Origin of the sequence: Massilia eurypsychrophila (assembly GCF_002760655.1) — a bacterium.
GTDB lineage: Bacteria > Pseudomonadota > Gammaproteobacteria > Burkholderiales > Burkholderiaceae_D > JAFCUW01.
The window spans coordinates 471,704-486,844 of record NZ_PDOC01000003.1; the positions used below are offsets into that span (position 1 = coordinate 471,704).

A 15,141-nucleotide genomic window follows, 5' to 3' on the forward strand; every position below is an offset into this window, starting at 1 on the left:
AGCATGGCGGAAATTCCCTTCATCGGCAAGAGCAGCGGCCCTGTTGCCAGCCCGGTCGGCGAACTGGCGGCGCCGGTCGCGCGCACCTGGCCGGATGCCTCGCAGGACGTGCTGAACCAGCGCGCGCGCGGCTTTGGCCTGGTCAATGCGCCCGACATGCAGCGCTATCTGAACGCGCTGTATGCCCGCATCAAGACCAAAGCGGGTGTGCCGGCGTGGCCAGGCTCGGTCCATATCCTCGCCAACGAAGCGCTCAACGCTTATGCCACCGGGGCCGGCAATATCTACGTTTCGCTGCCGTGGCTGACGTCGGCCGAGAGCGAAGATGAACTGGTCGCGCTTCTCAGCCACGAGTTCGGCCATATTTACCTGCACTACCACCAGCTCGAGGGAGCGGTGGAAGATGCCAACACGGCGGTCGGCGTGATGGGCATCGGCATGGCCCTCATCAAGAAGACCGGCCAGGCCGCAGGGTGGACGCAGCTCGACAGCCTGTCGACGGCGTATGCCGTCGGGCGTGGCCTGGTGACGACCGTGTACAGCCGCTCGCAGGAGAGCGCGGCGGACAACTTCGGTCTGAATCTGTCGATGAAGCTGGGTTATTCGTACGAGCACGGAACCAAGGCTTTCCTGGAGCGCATTGCAACGTGGGAAGAACGCAACCAGAAGCTCGACAAGGAGAAGGAAGAGCAGTTGCTGAAAGCGATCAAACAGCAATCGATGAATGACGCCATGAAAACCGCTGCCAAGCAGCCGAATAATGCGGTCAGCGTCAGTTTCGCCCAATCGACCGGTGAGATCAGCGGCGGCATCAACTCGGCGATGCAGCAGATTGGCTTTGAGGTGAACAAGGCTGCCGCCAAATTGCGCAGCGATCACCCGGAAACGACGGAGCGCATCGATGCGCTGGCGTCGGCGGTGGAGCCATTCCCCGAGATTCAAGCAAACACCGAGCCGGTGATCAAGCCGTTAAGGAATGCGCTGCAAGAAAAGCGGACGGCCGCCATTTTGAAGAACTATGCGCTCGCCTTCAAGGCGATCAATGCGCCGAAGGATCCGGCATCGCTGATCGCCGCCAAAAACGCGACGGCGGCGCCGACAGCCACGCATGCGGTGCCGCTGTTTGCGCTGTATTCGGTCTTGAATGAGCAACCGGAGGCAAACGGCAGGAAGAGGGCAGATCCGAGCCAGGTGCTGGAAGCGAATTTCAGTTCGGAGCCAGACCGCGCCTGGAAGGCCTACCTGGAGCGCGGTTCGAAGCTGAAAGATGGCCGCCAGACTGCCGCGGCCAAGAAAGTGATGGAGTCGGGCCTCGCGTATTTCCAGACCGCGGAGGAAGCCTGGCCGGATGCCATCCGCTTTCAGGGTGAAACCAAGGGTTGGCCAGAAGCGAAGACCATGGCCGCCAACTGCGGCAAGACGTTTCGCCGAATGTCGCAGCGCTGTACTCAGGCCGCCGCAAGCCCAGCGGAATTGGCCGACGTAGAAAAAAAGAACAAGGCGAAAACCGAGCAGCTGGCCGATAAAATGTTCAAGAAAAAATAGGCTATGTCACCGCTATCGGCCAGAAGCGGTCATCCGCTCAGATACAAAAGTTCATCTGGCTTTTTCGTTCTGTTATCTCGGAGCGAAAACGTGAGAGAGTAGTTAATCCCGCAGATTATTGCGGGCATGATAAATCTTTCAACAACATTTTCGCAGAATATCGACCGCCCCCCTCTTAGAGGTGTTGGGCAGATCCATCCCTTTCGGGGCGCAGTTTCACGAAAACAATTTCCGCTTGTTCAACGTAGGTTGTTGCCGTGGTGGGGCACTATTCGTATGGCGATTCCATGACGGTTATTCTTGCAAGTGGATTGGTCCAATCAGCCAAGATTTTAAAGCCAACCTGGAGCGTAAATGAAAGACGAATATGTGATCGAGGAGCCCGGAGATCTCAATCCTAGTGACATGAATGTGATTGTAGAGGGATTAACCGACATCACCATGCTTTGCAGCACATTTGAGAACAGCTGCTGCAACGGCGCCTCGAATACCTCGCGCGATTCGGTCAGCGCCACGACCCAATCCTGTCCCAGTAAGGGCGCATAACCGGCGTGTTCCTCCGTCCCTGACAAGGTCGACATGTAACTCAGGCTGCCCGGCTGTTTGGCTTTGATGAGCGTGCGCGCCAGCACCGGCATGCCCAGGCTCTCGATGCGCGGATGGCGAAAGCGCTGATCGGCGGCGATGCGCTGCTGCGCGCTTTCGCTAAGTGTATCCAGGCTGTGATTGATCTTGGCCGCATTCCGGTAATGAATCAGCAAGCCGTCGCCATCGATCATCAGCGGCACCCGGTCGGTACCGCGCGTGGCAGCATGCAGAATGCTGTCGAACGTTGCAGCCTCGATGCGCATCACCAGCACGCCAATGACGACACCGCCCTGGTCAACTACCGGATGGGCGTAATACATCCCGCGCTCGCCATGAATGACGCCCCTGATAATACTGGTCTGATATGCGTGTCCGCGCATCGCCTGGCTGAAGTATTCGCGCGAACTGAAATCCCTGCCCACCAGCGCCGCTTCGCTCGAGATGAGCGCAATTCCCTTGGTATCGACCAGCGAAATCAAATGGAGGTTTGGATTTGTCTTGACCAGCACGCCAAGTTTGGCCTCGGCTTCCTTTTTGCGCGCGGCGTCCGGCTGTTTCAGGTAGTCGATCAGGTCCTCTTCGGTGGCGAGAAACTTCGCCAGGTTCTCGTTATCGGTGATCAGCTGGGACAGGTGCCCCGCGGTGCTTTCGGCCATCCGCGTCAGGTTGCGCATCTCGCCGGCCGACACCGCTTCGACGGAGCCGTTCAGGTTGTAGTAGGCGGTAATGAGCATCGGCAGCAGCGCCGCCAGCACCATCGCCGCCGCCATCTTGGCCACCATCGGCCACGACGCCGGATGGAGCAGGGCGCGCAGGAAATGTAGCGAGCGCCTGGCGAACAACTTTGGCGAATTGATCAGCGCCCGGAAGCTTTCGTTGGCCAAGCGCGGTGCGGCCTCGCCGTCATTCAATGCGTCGCGCAGCGCCAGGCTGCCGGCGTGCGATGCAAACAGCTTCTGCGAGAAAGCCCGCAGGTCTTGCGGCCGCGCCGCCGGGTCCGGTTGCAGCGCCCAGTCGACCGCGGCCAGGAACGCATCGCTGAACTGGTCTGTGTCCGCTTGCTGCGCCGGCGTCATCTGTGCCGCGCCGCTGATCCGGGCCGGCGCTTCCGGCGGCTTGGTGCCGGTAATCATCCAATACAATGTGGCGCCGAGAGAATAGAGATCGGTCTACGGGCCCTGCGCGCCGTTGTCGTACTGTTCGGGCGGCGCATAGCCTGGCGTGACGACGTCGGCCAGCGCGCCGGCGTGCCCGACCGCCTGGCGCGCGGCGCCGAAATCGAGCAGCACCAGGCTGCCATCGTCCTTGCGCACGTAGATGTTGTCGGGCTTGATGTCGCGGTGCAGGAAACCGGCGGCGTGCACCACGGCCAGCCCATCGAGCAGCGGCTGCAGCAAGCCGAGCAGCTCCGCCTCGCGGACGCGCTTGCGGCCCGGCCACCATTGCTTGAGCGACTTGCCGCGTTCGTATTCGAGCACCATGTACGCGGTGCGGTTCGCTTCGAAAAAGCGCGCCACGCGGACGATGTTTCGATGACGAAAGGTGGCCAGGATGCGCACCTCGACGAGGAACCGGTCCAGTCCGGCCTGGTAGATGGGCGCCTCATCCGGCCAGCGCGGCCACACCGACTTGTCGCCTGAGCGTTGGGCATAGCCGGCCGGCAGGTATTCTTTGATGGCGACTTTCGCATTGAGGTGAATATCGGTGGCAAGGTAGGTGATGCCGAAGCCGCCCTGGCCCAGCACCGAATCGATGCGATATTCGAACAGCTGAGATCCTGGTGCGAGAACCAGCGCGTTGCTGGCCGGCGTTTGCGCCATCGGCTCTGCCGCGCCATAGGTCGGATTGGCGTTCCGGTGCAATACAGTCGAATCGTCGATCGGCGATCGTGAAGGTCTGGTGGAGTCCTCGCCAACCAATTCCCAGCGCTGCTTCGTTACGACGGTAGCGTCGTCGGACTGAGGGAAGGGTGGCGCAACTGCAGCGGATGCGTGCACGCTGGTGCGCGCCTTTGACAGTTCGCGCAGCCGCCGCTCGATGGCGACTACCCTTCCCAGCGCTGCGACTTGCCGTTCCAATACGGGAACGCGAAGCAGCGCGGCTGATGATTCGTCGCCGTCAGGTTCGCCGGCCTCTTCCCTGTTGTCCATGGCATGACCTTCACCAATGCAGCAAGCCATCGAGGGTCAGCCGTCACCAACATACGTTTCGCGACCGCCGCCTCGTCGAGCAGACATACATGATATCAACTGCGATATCGGGGCCAACCTATCACGGCTGATAGTGATGAATCGGGAAAGGTGCGGCAACGTTGCAAATGGCATAATAAGCTGCCCGGTTATAGTCAGTGGGGGCTAGATGGTTTCACCATGCGTTACTTCGCACCTTCAGGAGACAATATGAAATTGAAAGCTACGGTATTGGGCGTCGCCTTGGCGGCTGCCTCCACGGCATTCGCGCAAAACAAGCCGGTAATTCAGTTTATCGCCACCGGCGGCACCATCGCCATGAAAATCGATCCTGTTAAGAAAGCACCGGTCCCTGCAATTTCCGGCGACGATTTACTGGCCACCGTTCCTGATATCGGCAAGTACGCCACCATCGAGGTCAATAACCTGTCGAACGTGCCGTCTGACTACATGGATCCGCCGCGCTGGATCCAGTTGACGAAGGCAGTACAAACCGCGTTGGCGCGTCCGGAAGTATCTGGCGTGATCGTCTCGCACGGTACCGACACGCTGGAAGAAACCGCCTACTGGCTGGATCTGACCGTCAACTCGAGCAAGCCCGTTGTCCTGATTGGCGCACAGCGAAACGCCTCGTCGGCGGACTTTGACGGCCCGCGCAACCTGCTCAATGCAGCCCGTATCGCGGTTGACGCGCAGTCGAAGGACAAGGGCGTCATGCTGGCGATGAACAACCAGATCAATGCTGCGCGCTACGTGACGAAGACCCATACCGGAAATGTGGAGACGTTCAATTCAGGCGACTTCGGCTTCATTGGCGAGGTGTACCCGGACCGCGTAACGTATGCCAGCGCGCCGATGCGGCGGCAGCATATTGCAATCAGCGCCGACAAAATGCCGGCGGTTGAAATCGTCGCGATGTACGGCGGCGCTGATGGCATGGCCCTGCGCAGTGCCGTCGACCGCGGCGCCAAAGGAATCGTCGTGCAGGCCTTGGGCATGGGTAACATGAACGAGCCGATGTATGAAGCCGTCAGGTATGCGCTGTCGAAGAAAGTGCCGGTGGTCGTATCGACCCGAGTGCACAATGGGCGGGTGCTGCCAAGCTACGGATTTGTCGGGGGAGGCAAGACCACGTTCGACGCTGGCGCTGTCATGGCCGATGATTTGAAGCCGGCCAAAGCGCGTATTCTGCTGATGTTGCTACTGCAAAGCGGCGTCACCAGCCAGGCCGACTTGCAAGCTGCTTTCAACAAGTAAGCCGACGGAACGCCCCGCAAGCATTGCCTTGCGGGGCATTACTGCTGTTATAACGTGGCCAATTGACCCCAAACCGTTTTCATGCTGAACCTTAAGCGCGCTTCGTCTTCGTGAAGGGCGGCGCAAATTTCATGCATGCGCCCCTCAGCGTTGCGAACGATTGACAATGGCGCCCCTTCTGCATCTCGTAGCGCGTGTACAAATAACGCATCCCTTCCGGTCACTACTCCGGTATCGCCATTTGCCAGTTTCACCAGTGTCCCCGGCGGATACCGCCCCATCCGCTCAAGGAAATGTCGCGTCAGCTCCGGATCGTTGCCGGCATCGCGTCGAAGAACGTCAAGCGTAACCGGCGGCAGCATCGATCTGCGATAGTTGCGGGCTGAAACGCACGCGCAGTAGCGATCCGCCAGTCCGATCAACCTGGCGTTGGCGGAAATCGCGTTTTCAGGTCGCACCGCCGGGTACCCACTCCCATCGTCGTTTTCATGATGATGCATCACGCACACCAGCCAGTCTTCGTCCGTTACGCCGGCCTCTCGCAGCAACGCCACGCTCTGGCTTGGATGTCGCCGCACGATTTCCCGCTCGTCCGGCGTCAGCGCGGACGGCCGGTTCTGAAACGTTTCAATCTGCCGCATCATGCCGACATTCATCGTCAGCGATGCCGCCGCGATGGTCAGCACTTCCTCCGGCGGCCTGCCCATTCCCTGGGCCACCACGCAGGCAATCACCGCCGTGTCGACGCAATGCCTCACGGCGTAACGCCCGGCAATCTGATTGAGGAGAACGGAAGCGACGACAACGTCAGCGGACAGCGCACAGGCCGCCGTCAGTTCATGCGCCAGCTGACGCAGCGCCCGGTCGGCGTCGCTGTAGGCGGACAGCCCCGACAATACCCGGTCCAGCTGTGCGGTGACCAGGTTCAGCGTGCGCAGCACCGAGACCGGTGCGATGGGAGGGTTTGCTGTCGTCATTCATACTTGGCCAGCCGGTCCAGCGCGAGCCGCAACCTCTCGTCTTTTTTGCAAAGCAGAACCGTGCGATGGCCGGTTCCGTCCCTTGGCTGATGAACGCCGATACAGGTATCGCGGCGACCTTGACTTCACGCGTCAGCCATTCGGCAAAGTCCGCTTTCAGTATAGAGGAGATTGCTTCGACTTTGACGCATCAAAACAGATGCCGTCGGCTGGCAGCAACGTGATGCGGGCGCCTTGAGTCCGGCGCGGAGAAATCGGTCTACATGTCATTACAACATGCTATTCTCGCTGCTGCCCTGGCGCTTAAAACTATGGAAATGAAAATGGTCAGCAATCTGGCAGCGGTGCTTTTCGCTTTTCTCACTTTAGCTGTTGTGGTTTTCCAGCTTGCCTTGGTATCCGGTGCTCCCTGGGGAGAGTTCACGCTTGGCGGTAAATATCCTGGAAAGCTTCCACGCCCGATCCGCATCGTATCGATCTTCTCCGCCATCCTGCTCATCGCTTTTGCAGCGATCGTTTTGGCACGCGCGGGAATAGCGTTCAAATCCATTCGAGAATCTTCACACTGGATGGTGTGGGGTGTCATTGGCTATTGCGTGGTCGGTACCGTATTAAACCTCAAGACGCCGAGTCGACGCGAGCGGGCGCTGTGGTCGCCGGTTGTGATGCTCATGCTGTTGAGCAGCCTGATCGTCGGTGCGTCATAAGAATGTGCCGATTTAAGATTTCCCGAACCTCACCAATCGAAAGAAAAACATCATGGCGACAACGCTCGTATGGCTCGGTAATGCGCCATCTGTGGGAACAACCCTCATTGCGGTCAGCGCGGCAATCGTTTTACTGATGGGCGCAGCCCACCTGTTCTATACGTTTTTCTCTCGCATGTTTCACTGCCGCGACCCCGCCGTCAACGTGGCGATGCAGTCGGCGGCGCCGCGCATCTCGCCCGATACGAGCATGTGGCGCGCCTGGACCGGCTTTAACGCCAGTCACAGCCTGGGCGCGATGCTGTTCGGCCTGGTCTACCTGCAGCTCGCGCTGGCACACCCGGCCTTGCTGGCCCACGGCTCCTATTTCGCGCTGCTCGGCGCCGCCTTGCTCGCCGCCTACGCGGTACTGGCCTGGCGCTACTGGTTCCGCGTGCCGCTGGTGGGCATTACGCTCGCGCTCGGCGCCTACATTGTCGGCCTGGTGTTGCTAGGCTAAAGCTTGGCCAGCCGCTCCAGCGCAAGGCGCAAGGTCTCGTCTTTTTTCGCGAAGCAAAACCGCACGATGCCCGATTCCGTCGCCTGGCTATAGAAGGCAGATACGGGGATCGCGGCGACCTTGACTTCGCGCGTCAGCCATTCGGCAAAGTCCGCTTCCGGTATCGCGGAGATGGCGTCGTATCTGACGCACTGGAAGTAGGTACCGTCGGCCGGCAGCAAGCTGAAGCGGCTGCCCTGCAGGCCGTCGCGGAACAGGTCGCGCTTGCGCTGGTAAAACGCGGCCAGCTCGAGGTAGGGCGCCGGATCGGACATGTACCCGGCGATGCCGTGCTGCATCGGCGTGTTCACCGTGAAAACGTAGTACTGGTGGACCTTGCGGAACTCGGCCATCAGAGCCGCCGGCGCCGCCACGTAGCCGATCTTCCAGCCGGTGACGTGATAGGTCTTGCCGAAGCTCGACACGACAAAGGCGCGCTCGGCCAATTCCGGATAGCGGCACACGGACTCATGCACCGCGCCGTCGTACACCATGTGCTCGTAGACTTCGTCGGACAGCAGCAGGATGTCGGTACCGCGCACGATCGCGGCCAGGGCATCGATGTCGGCACGCCGCAGCACCGAGCCGGTCGGGTTGTGCGGCGAATTGATGACGATGAGCCGCGTGCGCGGCCCGGCGGCTGCGGCCACCTTGTCCCACGGGATGCTGTAGCCGTCCTCGCCTACCTGCATCGACACCGGCACCATCACGCCGCCGGCCAGCTCGATGGCCGGCGCGTAGGCGTCATACGCCGGCTCGATGACGATCACCTCGTCGCCAGGATGCACGCAGCACAGGATCGCGGTGGTGATCGCCTGGGTGGCGCCGGCCGTCACCGTGACTTCACTCGCCGCATCATAGCTGCGCCCATACAGCGCGCTGACCTTGCTGGAAATTGCCTCACGAAGCAGGGGCACGCCGGCCATCGCCGGGTATTGGTTGTGGCCGGCGCGCATGGCGTCGGCCACCATGCCGGGCAGCGCCGGATCGCACTCGAAGTCGGGGAATCCCTGGCCCAGGTTGACGGCGCCGTGCTCGTTGGCCAGCGCCGACATGCGGGTGAAAATCGTGGTGCCGACCGCCGGCAGTTTTGTGCGAAGAACGGGTGTCGTCATGATGTGCGATTGCGTAGTATCGATATGGCTATTCTAGCGCAGCGGCGGCCTGCGCCTTGACCCATGCCTCCGGCAGCATGATGCGAAACAATCCGGCCTGGGCGGTCTTGCGCGCCAGTTTCAGCAGCGCCTTGTCCTTGGTGATGAGCACGGCGGCCTGGCTGTCGCGCGCCACTTCGAGAAACTTCTGGTCGTCGCGGTCGGTGCACACAGGCAGGCGCACCGGGCTGACGGCCGGCGCCACCACCTTGACCAGCGCGTCGAAGCGCGCGGCGGCCACGGGCCGGCTGTCGTCGTCGAGCGGCAAATGGGAGTAGTGCAGCACGATGTTGTATTCGTCGCGGCAATCGGCGCGCGTGACCGCCTCGACGGCGCCGCTCTCGAGCGCGGCGAGCAGGCTGGCCCAGCGCGGGTCGTGGAACACCAGCAGGTCGAGGCAAACATTGGTATCGATGACGATGCGTTCGGCTGGTACGGGTATCATGTCGGCAATTCTAATTTGTTGGATGTTGATCGAATCTTATGCTGATTGTCTTGTCGCCTGCAAAATCCCTCGACTTTGAAAGCCGCCCCACCACCAAACTGACCACCACCCCCGACATGCTGGAGCGTTCCAGCGCGCTGATCGACGTGCTGCGCGGCTATTCGCCGGGCCAGATCGCCGACCTGATGAAGCTGTCCGACCCGCTCGCCGTGCTCAACGCGGCGCGTTACGCGACCTGGTCGCCGGAGCCGAAGGATGCGCGACAGGCGATCATGGCCTTCAATGGCGACGTCTACCATGGCTTCGACGCCCGCACGCTCAAGCCGAAGGCACTGGCCTTTGCCCAGGCGCACGTGCGTATCCTGTCCGGACTGTATGGCGTGCTGCGCCCGTTCGACCTGATCCATCCGCACCGGCTCGAGATGGGCACGCGCCTGCCGACCGCAGGCGCCAAGGACCTGTACAGTTTCTGGGGCGACAGCGTGACGGACCGGCTCAACGAGGCGATCGCCGCGAACGGCGCCGAAACGCTGGTCAACCTGGCGTCCGAAGAATATTTCAAGTCGGTCAGGCCGAAGCTGTTGCCAGTGCCGGTGGTGAACCCGGTGTTCGAGGACTGGAAAGATGGCAAGTACAAGATTATTTCGTTCTATGCGAAGCGGGCGCGCGGCATGATGGCGCGGTACGCGGCGGAGAAGGGGATCGTGGACGCGCAGCAGCTGAAGCGCTTCAAGGTTGACGGCTATGCGTTCAGCAAGCGCGATTCGACCGACAGCGACTGGGTGTTCCGCCGCAAGCTCGACTAGCCGAAATGGGGGGGCATCCGGTCGCTCAGCCTGCGCCATTGCTGCCAACCAAAAAAACAAAACGTCATCCTCGCGAAGCGGGGATGACGTCTATTTCGGCTTGCTTAATCGGCCTTCTTCGCCCAGAAATTCCACCACGCCTGGTGCTTCGCATTCGGGTTGAGGAAGCGGCTGTTCGGGTAGTTCTTCAGGAACACGCGGCGCGCATCGTCGCGCAGTTCCGGCATGTCGAGCTTGTCATATGCGCGCACCATCAGGAACAGTGCTTCCTCGCGCGCCGGCGCGTCGGTAAATTCGGTCACCGCGCCCTGTGCCCGGTTCAGCGCGGCCAGATAGGCGCCGCGGCGGAAGTAGTAATTGGCCACGTGCACTTCGTACTGCGCCATCGCATTGACCAGGTAGCTCATGCGCGCGATCGCGTCCGGCGCGTATTTGCTGTTCGGGAACTTGTCGACCAGCGCCTTGAACGCGGCAAACGATTCACGCGTCGCCTTTGGATCGCGCTCGGTCGGATCCTGCGAATAGATCGCCGAGACGAAGCCGATCTGGTCGTTGAACGTGATCAGGCCGCGCAGGTAGTACATATAATCGGCGGCCGGATGGTTCGGGTGCAGCTTGATGAAGCGCTCGACCGCCGCCAGCGCCTGTGCCTGGTCCTGCGCCTTGTAATGGGCGTACGCAATTTCCATCTGCGCCTGGGTGGCGTAGGTGCCGAACGGATAGCTCGACTCGAGCCGCTCGAACAGCTTGATGGCAGCCTCGTAGTGGCCGCCGTTCATTTCCTCACGCGCCTCAGCGTATAATTTCGTTACCGACCAATTTTTGGTCTCGTCGATTTTTTCCGGCAGTAAGCCGCAAGCTGACAAACCAAGCAGTGCGAACGAAGCAACAAACAGAGATAATTTTTTTTGCATGACTTTTTGCAAGAGACCGAGATTCAACGAAAGGCTGATTATAGCCGATGGGACTGCTGTGATATTAACTCCAACGCCGAATTCGGCGGATTTACCTTTAGACCCTGATTTTGAAGACGAGATCGACGCCGACTTCGCGTCCCTCGAGCCAGGCATCGACCTGTCGCCAATTACCCTCGAACTGACCCCGGAAGCGTGCGGCCAGCGCCTCGATAAGGTCATCGCCGGCCTGGTGCCGCAATTCTCGCGCAGCCGCCTGCAACTGTGGTTCGACGCCGGCCACGTGATCGTCGACGGCAAGCCGGCGCGCGGCAAGGATACCGCGTATGGCGACGAAACGGTAGTCATCACACCGCAGAGCGCGCCGGAAGACGCCGCCTACACGCCGGAAGAAATTGCCCTCAACATCGTCTACGAAGACGAACACATCCTCGTCATCAACAAGCCGGCCGGCCTGGTGGTCCATCCTGGCGCCGGCAACTGGTCGGGCACCTTGCTCAATGGCTTGCTGTTTCACGCGCCGCAGCTGGCCGGCGTGCCGCGCGCGGGCATCGTCCACCGCCTCGACAAGGATACCAGCGGCCTGATGGTGGTCGGCAAGACGCTGGCCGCGCAGACCGACCTGGTGCGCCAGCTCGCCGCGCGCAGCGTCAAGCGCGAATATTTCGCACTCGTGTGGGGCACGCCGCGCATCAGCGGCACCATCGACGCGCCGATGGGGCGCCACCCGAAGGACCGCGTCAAGATGGCGGTGTCGAGCAGTTTCTCGGCCAAGCCGGCCATCACGCATTTCCAGCTGATCGGCAGCGGCCTGCTCGACCGCCGCCCGGTCAGCCTGGTGCAGTGCCAGCTCGAAACGGGCCGCACCCACCAGATCCGCGTGCACATGCAGCACCTCGGCTTCGCGCTGGTCGGCGACTCCGTGTACGGCAAGCAGCACCTGGTGCCGGTGTTCCCGCGCCAGGCGCTGCAGGCGCGCCGCCTCGGCCTGGTCCATCCGGCCACCGGCGAGGACTGCGAATGGATCGTGCCGCTGGCCGACGATTTTGCCGAACTGATCGAAAAGGCCGGCATCCCCGAGCCCGACCTGGTGACATGGACACCGGACTGATCCGCCCGGAGTGGCCCGACGCGCCGGCCAATGTCGGCGCGCTGGCCACCACCCGCCAGGGCGGCAACAGCCGCGGCCCGTATGACGACGGCGCCGGCGGCGGCGGCCTCAATCTGGGCATGCACGTCGGCGACGACCCGGCCACGGTGCAGCGCAACCGCGCTGCGGTGGCGGCCGAACTGCCCGGCCCGCCTGCGTGGATTTCACAAGTGCACGGCGTCGCCGTGGTCGACGCTGCCAGCGTGCAGCCGGGCCAGCCGGTGCGCGTTGGCGACGCCAGCATTGCCACCGCGCCTGGCGTCGTCTGTGCGGTGATGACCGCCGATTGCCTGCCGGTGCTGTTTGCCGACCTGGCCGGCACGGTGGTCGGCGCCGCGCATGCCGGCTGGCGCGGGCTGGCCGGCGGCGTGCTCGGTGAAACGGTGGCCGCGATGCGCGCCGCCGGCGCCGGCGAAATGACTGCCTGGCTGGGACCGGCGATCGGGCCGTCGCAGTTTGAGGTGGGCGCCGATGTGCTCGACAGTTTCCTGTCCGCCGCACAAGGCGATGCTGAAGCGGCGCAGGTGAGGGCATCGTTTCGTCCGTTCGACGGCCGTCCGGGCAAGTACCTGGCCGACATGAACGCGCTGGCGCGCATGCTGCTGGCGCGCGATGGCGTGACGCGCGTATGGGGTGCCAACTACTGCACCGCGACCGCGCGCGACCTGTTCTATTCCTACCGGCGCGACGGCGTCACCGGCCGGCTCGCCAGCATGGTGTGGCTCAAACCAGTGTGACCGGGCCCGGCTTTCACCTGGGCTCTGGCCCTGGTGGCGTCGGCGGCTCTGCGCCGGGGTCAGACCCCTCAGCGTCGGCCGCCGCTATCTGGCGCATGCGCTCGCGCATGGCCGCTTCATTTCGCAACCGTCTGCCTTTCGACCCCGAGAGGTAGTACAGTATAGATAATGGCAACACGCAGTAGAACAAAAAGGTCATAATTCCGGCGACCACAGACGTTTCGGTCAGAGCCATCAGACCGACCACGTAGATCCAAGCAACGGCGACAATCCACATACATTTCCTTCGGTAGAAACCGACATTGTAAACATTGGACGAACCCATGAATAAGCCCGATCCGCAAGCCATGACCAGCAACTGGATGAGCCAGTTTGCCGATCCCGCCACCTGGCAATCCTGGATGAAGCTGCCCGAGCCGGATATCAATCCGCTGGCCGGCATCCTGAAAGACGTCGGCGCCCACATCAGCCCGTCCGCGCTCGACGCCATCAAGACCGACTACCTGCAAAAGGCCGCTGCATTATGGCAGGACATGGCCATGATGAAAACGCCGGAGCTGCAAGACCGCCGCTTTGCCGCGCCCGAGTGGCAGTCCAATCCCTTGTCGGCCTACAGCGCCGCGTCCTACCTGCTGAACTCGCGTTTCCTGCTGGAGATGGCCGAAGCGGTCGAGGCGACGCCGCGCGACAAGCAGAAGATCCGCTTCGCCGTGCAGCAGCTGGTCGACGCCATGTCGCCGGCCAACTTCCTGGCCACCAATCCGGAAGCGCAGCAGCACCTGATCGAAACGAAGGGCGAAAGCCTGACCAAGGGCCTGACCAACATGCTGGCCGATTTGCAGAAGGGCCGCATCTCGCAGTCCGACGAGTCCGCTTTCGAGGTCGGCCGCAACGTCGCCACCACGCCCGGCCAGGTCGTGTTCGAGAACGAACTGTTCCAGTTGATCCAGTACGCGCCGTCGACGGCCACCGTGCATGCGGTGCCGCTGGTGATGATTCCGCCTTGTATCAACAAGTTCTACATCCTCGACCTGCAGCCGGAAAACTCGGTGGTGCGCTACGCGGTGGAGCAGGGCAATACGGTATTCCTCGTATCCTGGCGCAATCCCGGCAAGGAAATGGAAGCCGTCACCTGGGACGACTACGTCGAGAAGGGCGCCATCGAGGCGATCAATGTATCGCGCGCCATTTCCGGCAGCAACAAGGTCAGCGTCTTCGGATTCTGCGTCGGCGGTACTATCGCGAGCTCGGCGCTGGCGGTGCTGGCCGCGCGCGGCGAGCAGCCGGCCGCCAGCCTGACCCTGCTGACCACCTTGCTCGACTACGAAGACACTGGCGTGCTCGACGTTTTCATCGACCTGAACCAGGTTGCCAAGCACGAGAAGAACCTGGCCAACGGCGGCCTGCTGCCGGGCAAGGACCTGGCGACGACGTTTTCATCGTTGCGGCCTAACGACCTGGTGTGGAATTACGTGCAGTCGAACTACCTCAAGGGCAAGAACCCGGCGGCATTCGACCTGCTGTACTGGAACGCCGACAGCACCAACTTGCCGGGGCCGATGTTCACGTTTTACCTGCGCCAGATGTATCTCGAAAACAACCTGCGCGTGCCGGGCAAGGTCACCACTGCCGGCGTGCCGCTCGACCTTGGCGCGATCGACGCGCCGACCTTCATCTATGGCTCGCGCGACGACCACATCGTGCCGTGGACGGCCGCGTTCAAGTCGATGGGCTTGCTCAATCCCCGCAAGCCGAAGAACAATCGCTTTGTGCTGGGCGCGTCCGGCCACATCGCCGGCGTGATCAACCCGCACGCCAAAGGCAAGCGCAGCCACTGGATCGCCAACGCCAAGCCGAACGGCAAGGGGCCTGCAGCCGATCCGGACGCCTGGCTGGCCTCGGCCAGCGAGCTCAAGGGCAGCTGGTGGTCGGCCTGGGCTGGCTTCCTGGCCGAGCACGGCGGCAAGGATGTCAAGGCGCCTGGCAAACTTGGCAGCAAGCAATTCGCGCCGATCGAAGCGGCGCCCGGCCGCTACGTCAAGGTCAGGGCTGAAGAGGCGTGATGTGAATGGCAATTCTAGTTGCCATGTATTTACCACTAGTTGCGCTGCAATAAATGCTGCATCTGCGC

At 62.0% G+C, this 15,141-nt stretch carries 14 protein-coding genes; 8 read left to right on the forward strand and 6 right to left on the reverse strand.

Features of this window, described 5'->3' with window-relative positions; translation table 11 throughout:
- Nucleotides 1-108 precede the first annotated feature (108 nt).
- The gene (locus CR105_RS07820; RefSeq protein ID WP_180288124.1) at nt 109-1,545 is read left to right on the forward strand and encodes a M48 family metallopeptidase; all 1,437 of its coding nucleotides are present in this window, start codon (nt 109-111) and stop codon (nt 1,543-1,545) included.
- Between the two features lie 332 nt (nt 1,546-1,877).
- Here CR105_RS07820 and CR105_RS07825 read toward each other — a convergent pair whose 3' ends face one another.
- On the reverse strand, nt 1,878-3,266 hold the full coding sequence (locus CR105_RS07825) for a cache domain-containing protein (RefSeq protein ID WP_099787855.1): 1,389 nt from the start codon (nt 3,264-3,266) through the stop codon (nt 1,878-1,880).
- Between the two features lie 36 nt (nt 3,267-3,302).
- On the reverse strand, nt 3,303-4,283 hold the full coding sequence (locus CR105_RS07830) for a serine/threonine-protein kinase (protein ID WP_180288125.1): 981 nt from the start codon (nt 4,281-4,283) through the stop codon (nt 3,303-3,305).
- Nucleotides 4,284-4,532: 249 nt separating this feature from the next.
- Here CR105_RS07830 and CR105_RS07835 point away from each other — a divergent pair, with 249 nt between their 5' ends.
- Nucleotides 4,533-5,579 (forward strand): asparaginase, encoded by a 1,047-nt coding sequence (locus tag CR105_RS07835; protein WP_099787857.1) that lies wholly within the window; start codon nt 4,533-4,535, stop codon nt 5,577-5,579.
- Nucleotides 5,580-5,626: 47 nt separating this feature from the next.
- On the opposite strand, the gene CR105_RS07840 is transcribed toward CR105_RS07835, so the two are convergent.
- The gene (locus tag CR105_RS07840) at nt 5,627-6,556 is read right to left on the reverse strand and encodes an HD-GYP domain-containing protein (protein WP_099787858.1); all 930 of its coding nucleotides are present in this window, start codon (nt 6,554-6,556) and stop codon (nt 5,627-5,629) included.
- A gap of 266 nt (nt 6,557-6,822) precedes the next feature.
- Between CR105_RS07840 and CR105_RS07845 the strand changes: the two genes are divergently transcribed.
- Together CR105_RS07845 and CR105_RS07850 are read left to right on the forward strand one after the other, a co-directional pair.
- On the forward strand, nt 6,823-7,266 hold the full coding sequence (locus tag CR105_RS07845; RefSeq protein WP_218968673.1) for a hypothetical protein: 444 nt from the start codon (nt 6,823-6,825) through the stop codon (nt 7,264-7,266).
- Between the two features lie 52 nt (nt 7,267-7,318).
- The gene (locus tag CR105_RS07850) at nt 7,319-7,765 is read left to right on the forward strand and encodes an LIC_13387 family protein (protein ID WP_099787859.1); all 447 of its coding nucleotides are present in this window, start codon (nt 7,319-7,321) and stop codon (nt 7,763-7,765) included.
- Here CR105_RS07850 and CR105_RS07855 read toward each other — a convergent pair.
- Nucleotides 7,762-8,919: a pyridoxal phosphate-dependent aminotransferase gene (locus tag CR105_RS07855; RefSeq protein ID WP_099787860.1), complete on the reverse strand. Its 1,158-nt coding sequence runs from the start codon at nt 8,917-8,919 to the stop codon at nt 7,762-7,764. The genes CR105_RS07850 and CR105_RS07855 overlap by 4 nt on opposite strands.
- Before the next feature lie 28 nt (nt 8,920-8,947).
- The gene (locus tag CR105_RS07860; RefSeq protein WP_099787861.1) at nt 8,948-9,403 is read right to left on the reverse strand and encodes a putative toxin-antitoxin system toxin component, PIN family; all 456 of its coding nucleotides are present in this window, start codon (nt 9,401-9,403) and stop codon (nt 8,948-8,950) included.
- Between the two features lie 38 nt (nt 9,404-9,441).
- Between CR105_RS07860 and yaaA the strand changes: the two genes are divergently transcribed.
- Nucleotides 9,442-10,209 carry a peroxide stress protein YaaA gene (yaaA, locus tag CR105_RS07865; RefSeq protein WP_099787862.1) on the forward strand — a complete coding sequence of 256 codons (768 nt, stop codon included), beginning with the start codon at nt 9,442-9,444 and terminating at the stop codon, nt 10,207-10,209.
- 104 nt (nt 10,210-10,313) lie between these two features.
- Here the strand turns inward: yaaA and CR105_RS07870 are convergent, their stop codons facing one another.
- Nucleotides 10,314-11,123: an outer membrane protein assembly factor BamD gene (locus CR105_RS07870; RefSeq protein ID WP_099787863.1), complete on the reverse strand. Its 810-nt coding sequence runs from the start codon at nt 11,121-11,123 to the stop codon at nt 10,314-10,316.
- Nucleotides 11,124-11,181: 58 nt separating this feature from the next.
- Between CR105_RS07870 and CR105_RS07875 the strand changes: the two genes are divergently transcribed.
- The 3 genes from CR105_RS07875 to phaC all read left to right on the forward strand — a co-directional run bounded on the left by CR105_RS07875 (nt 11,182) and on the right by phaC (nt 15,073).
- Complete coding sequence (locus CR105_RS07875; RefSeq protein ID WP_229413718.1) at nt 11,182-12,234, forward strand: RluA family pseudouridine synthase; 1,053 nt, start codon at nt 11,182-11,184, stop codon at nt 12,232-12,234.
- Nucleotides 12,219-13,010, forward strand: coding sequence for a peptidoglycan editing factor PgeF (pgeF, locus tag CR105_RS07880; RefSeq protein ID WP_099787865.1), 792 nt, complete (start codon nt 12,219-12,221; stop codon nt 13,008-13,010). Before CR105_RS07875 ends, pgeF begins: the two co-directional genes overlap by 16 nt.
- A 323-nt stretch (nt 13,011-13,333) precedes the next feature.
- Nucleotides 13,334-15,073, forward strand: coding sequence for a class I poly(R)-hydroxyalkanoic acid synthase (gene phaC, locus CR105_RS07890; RefSeq protein ID WP_099787867.1), 1,740 nt, complete (start codon nt 13,334-13,336; stop codon nt 15,071-15,073).
- The last annotated feature ends 68 nt before the right edge of the window (nt 15,074-15,141 follow it).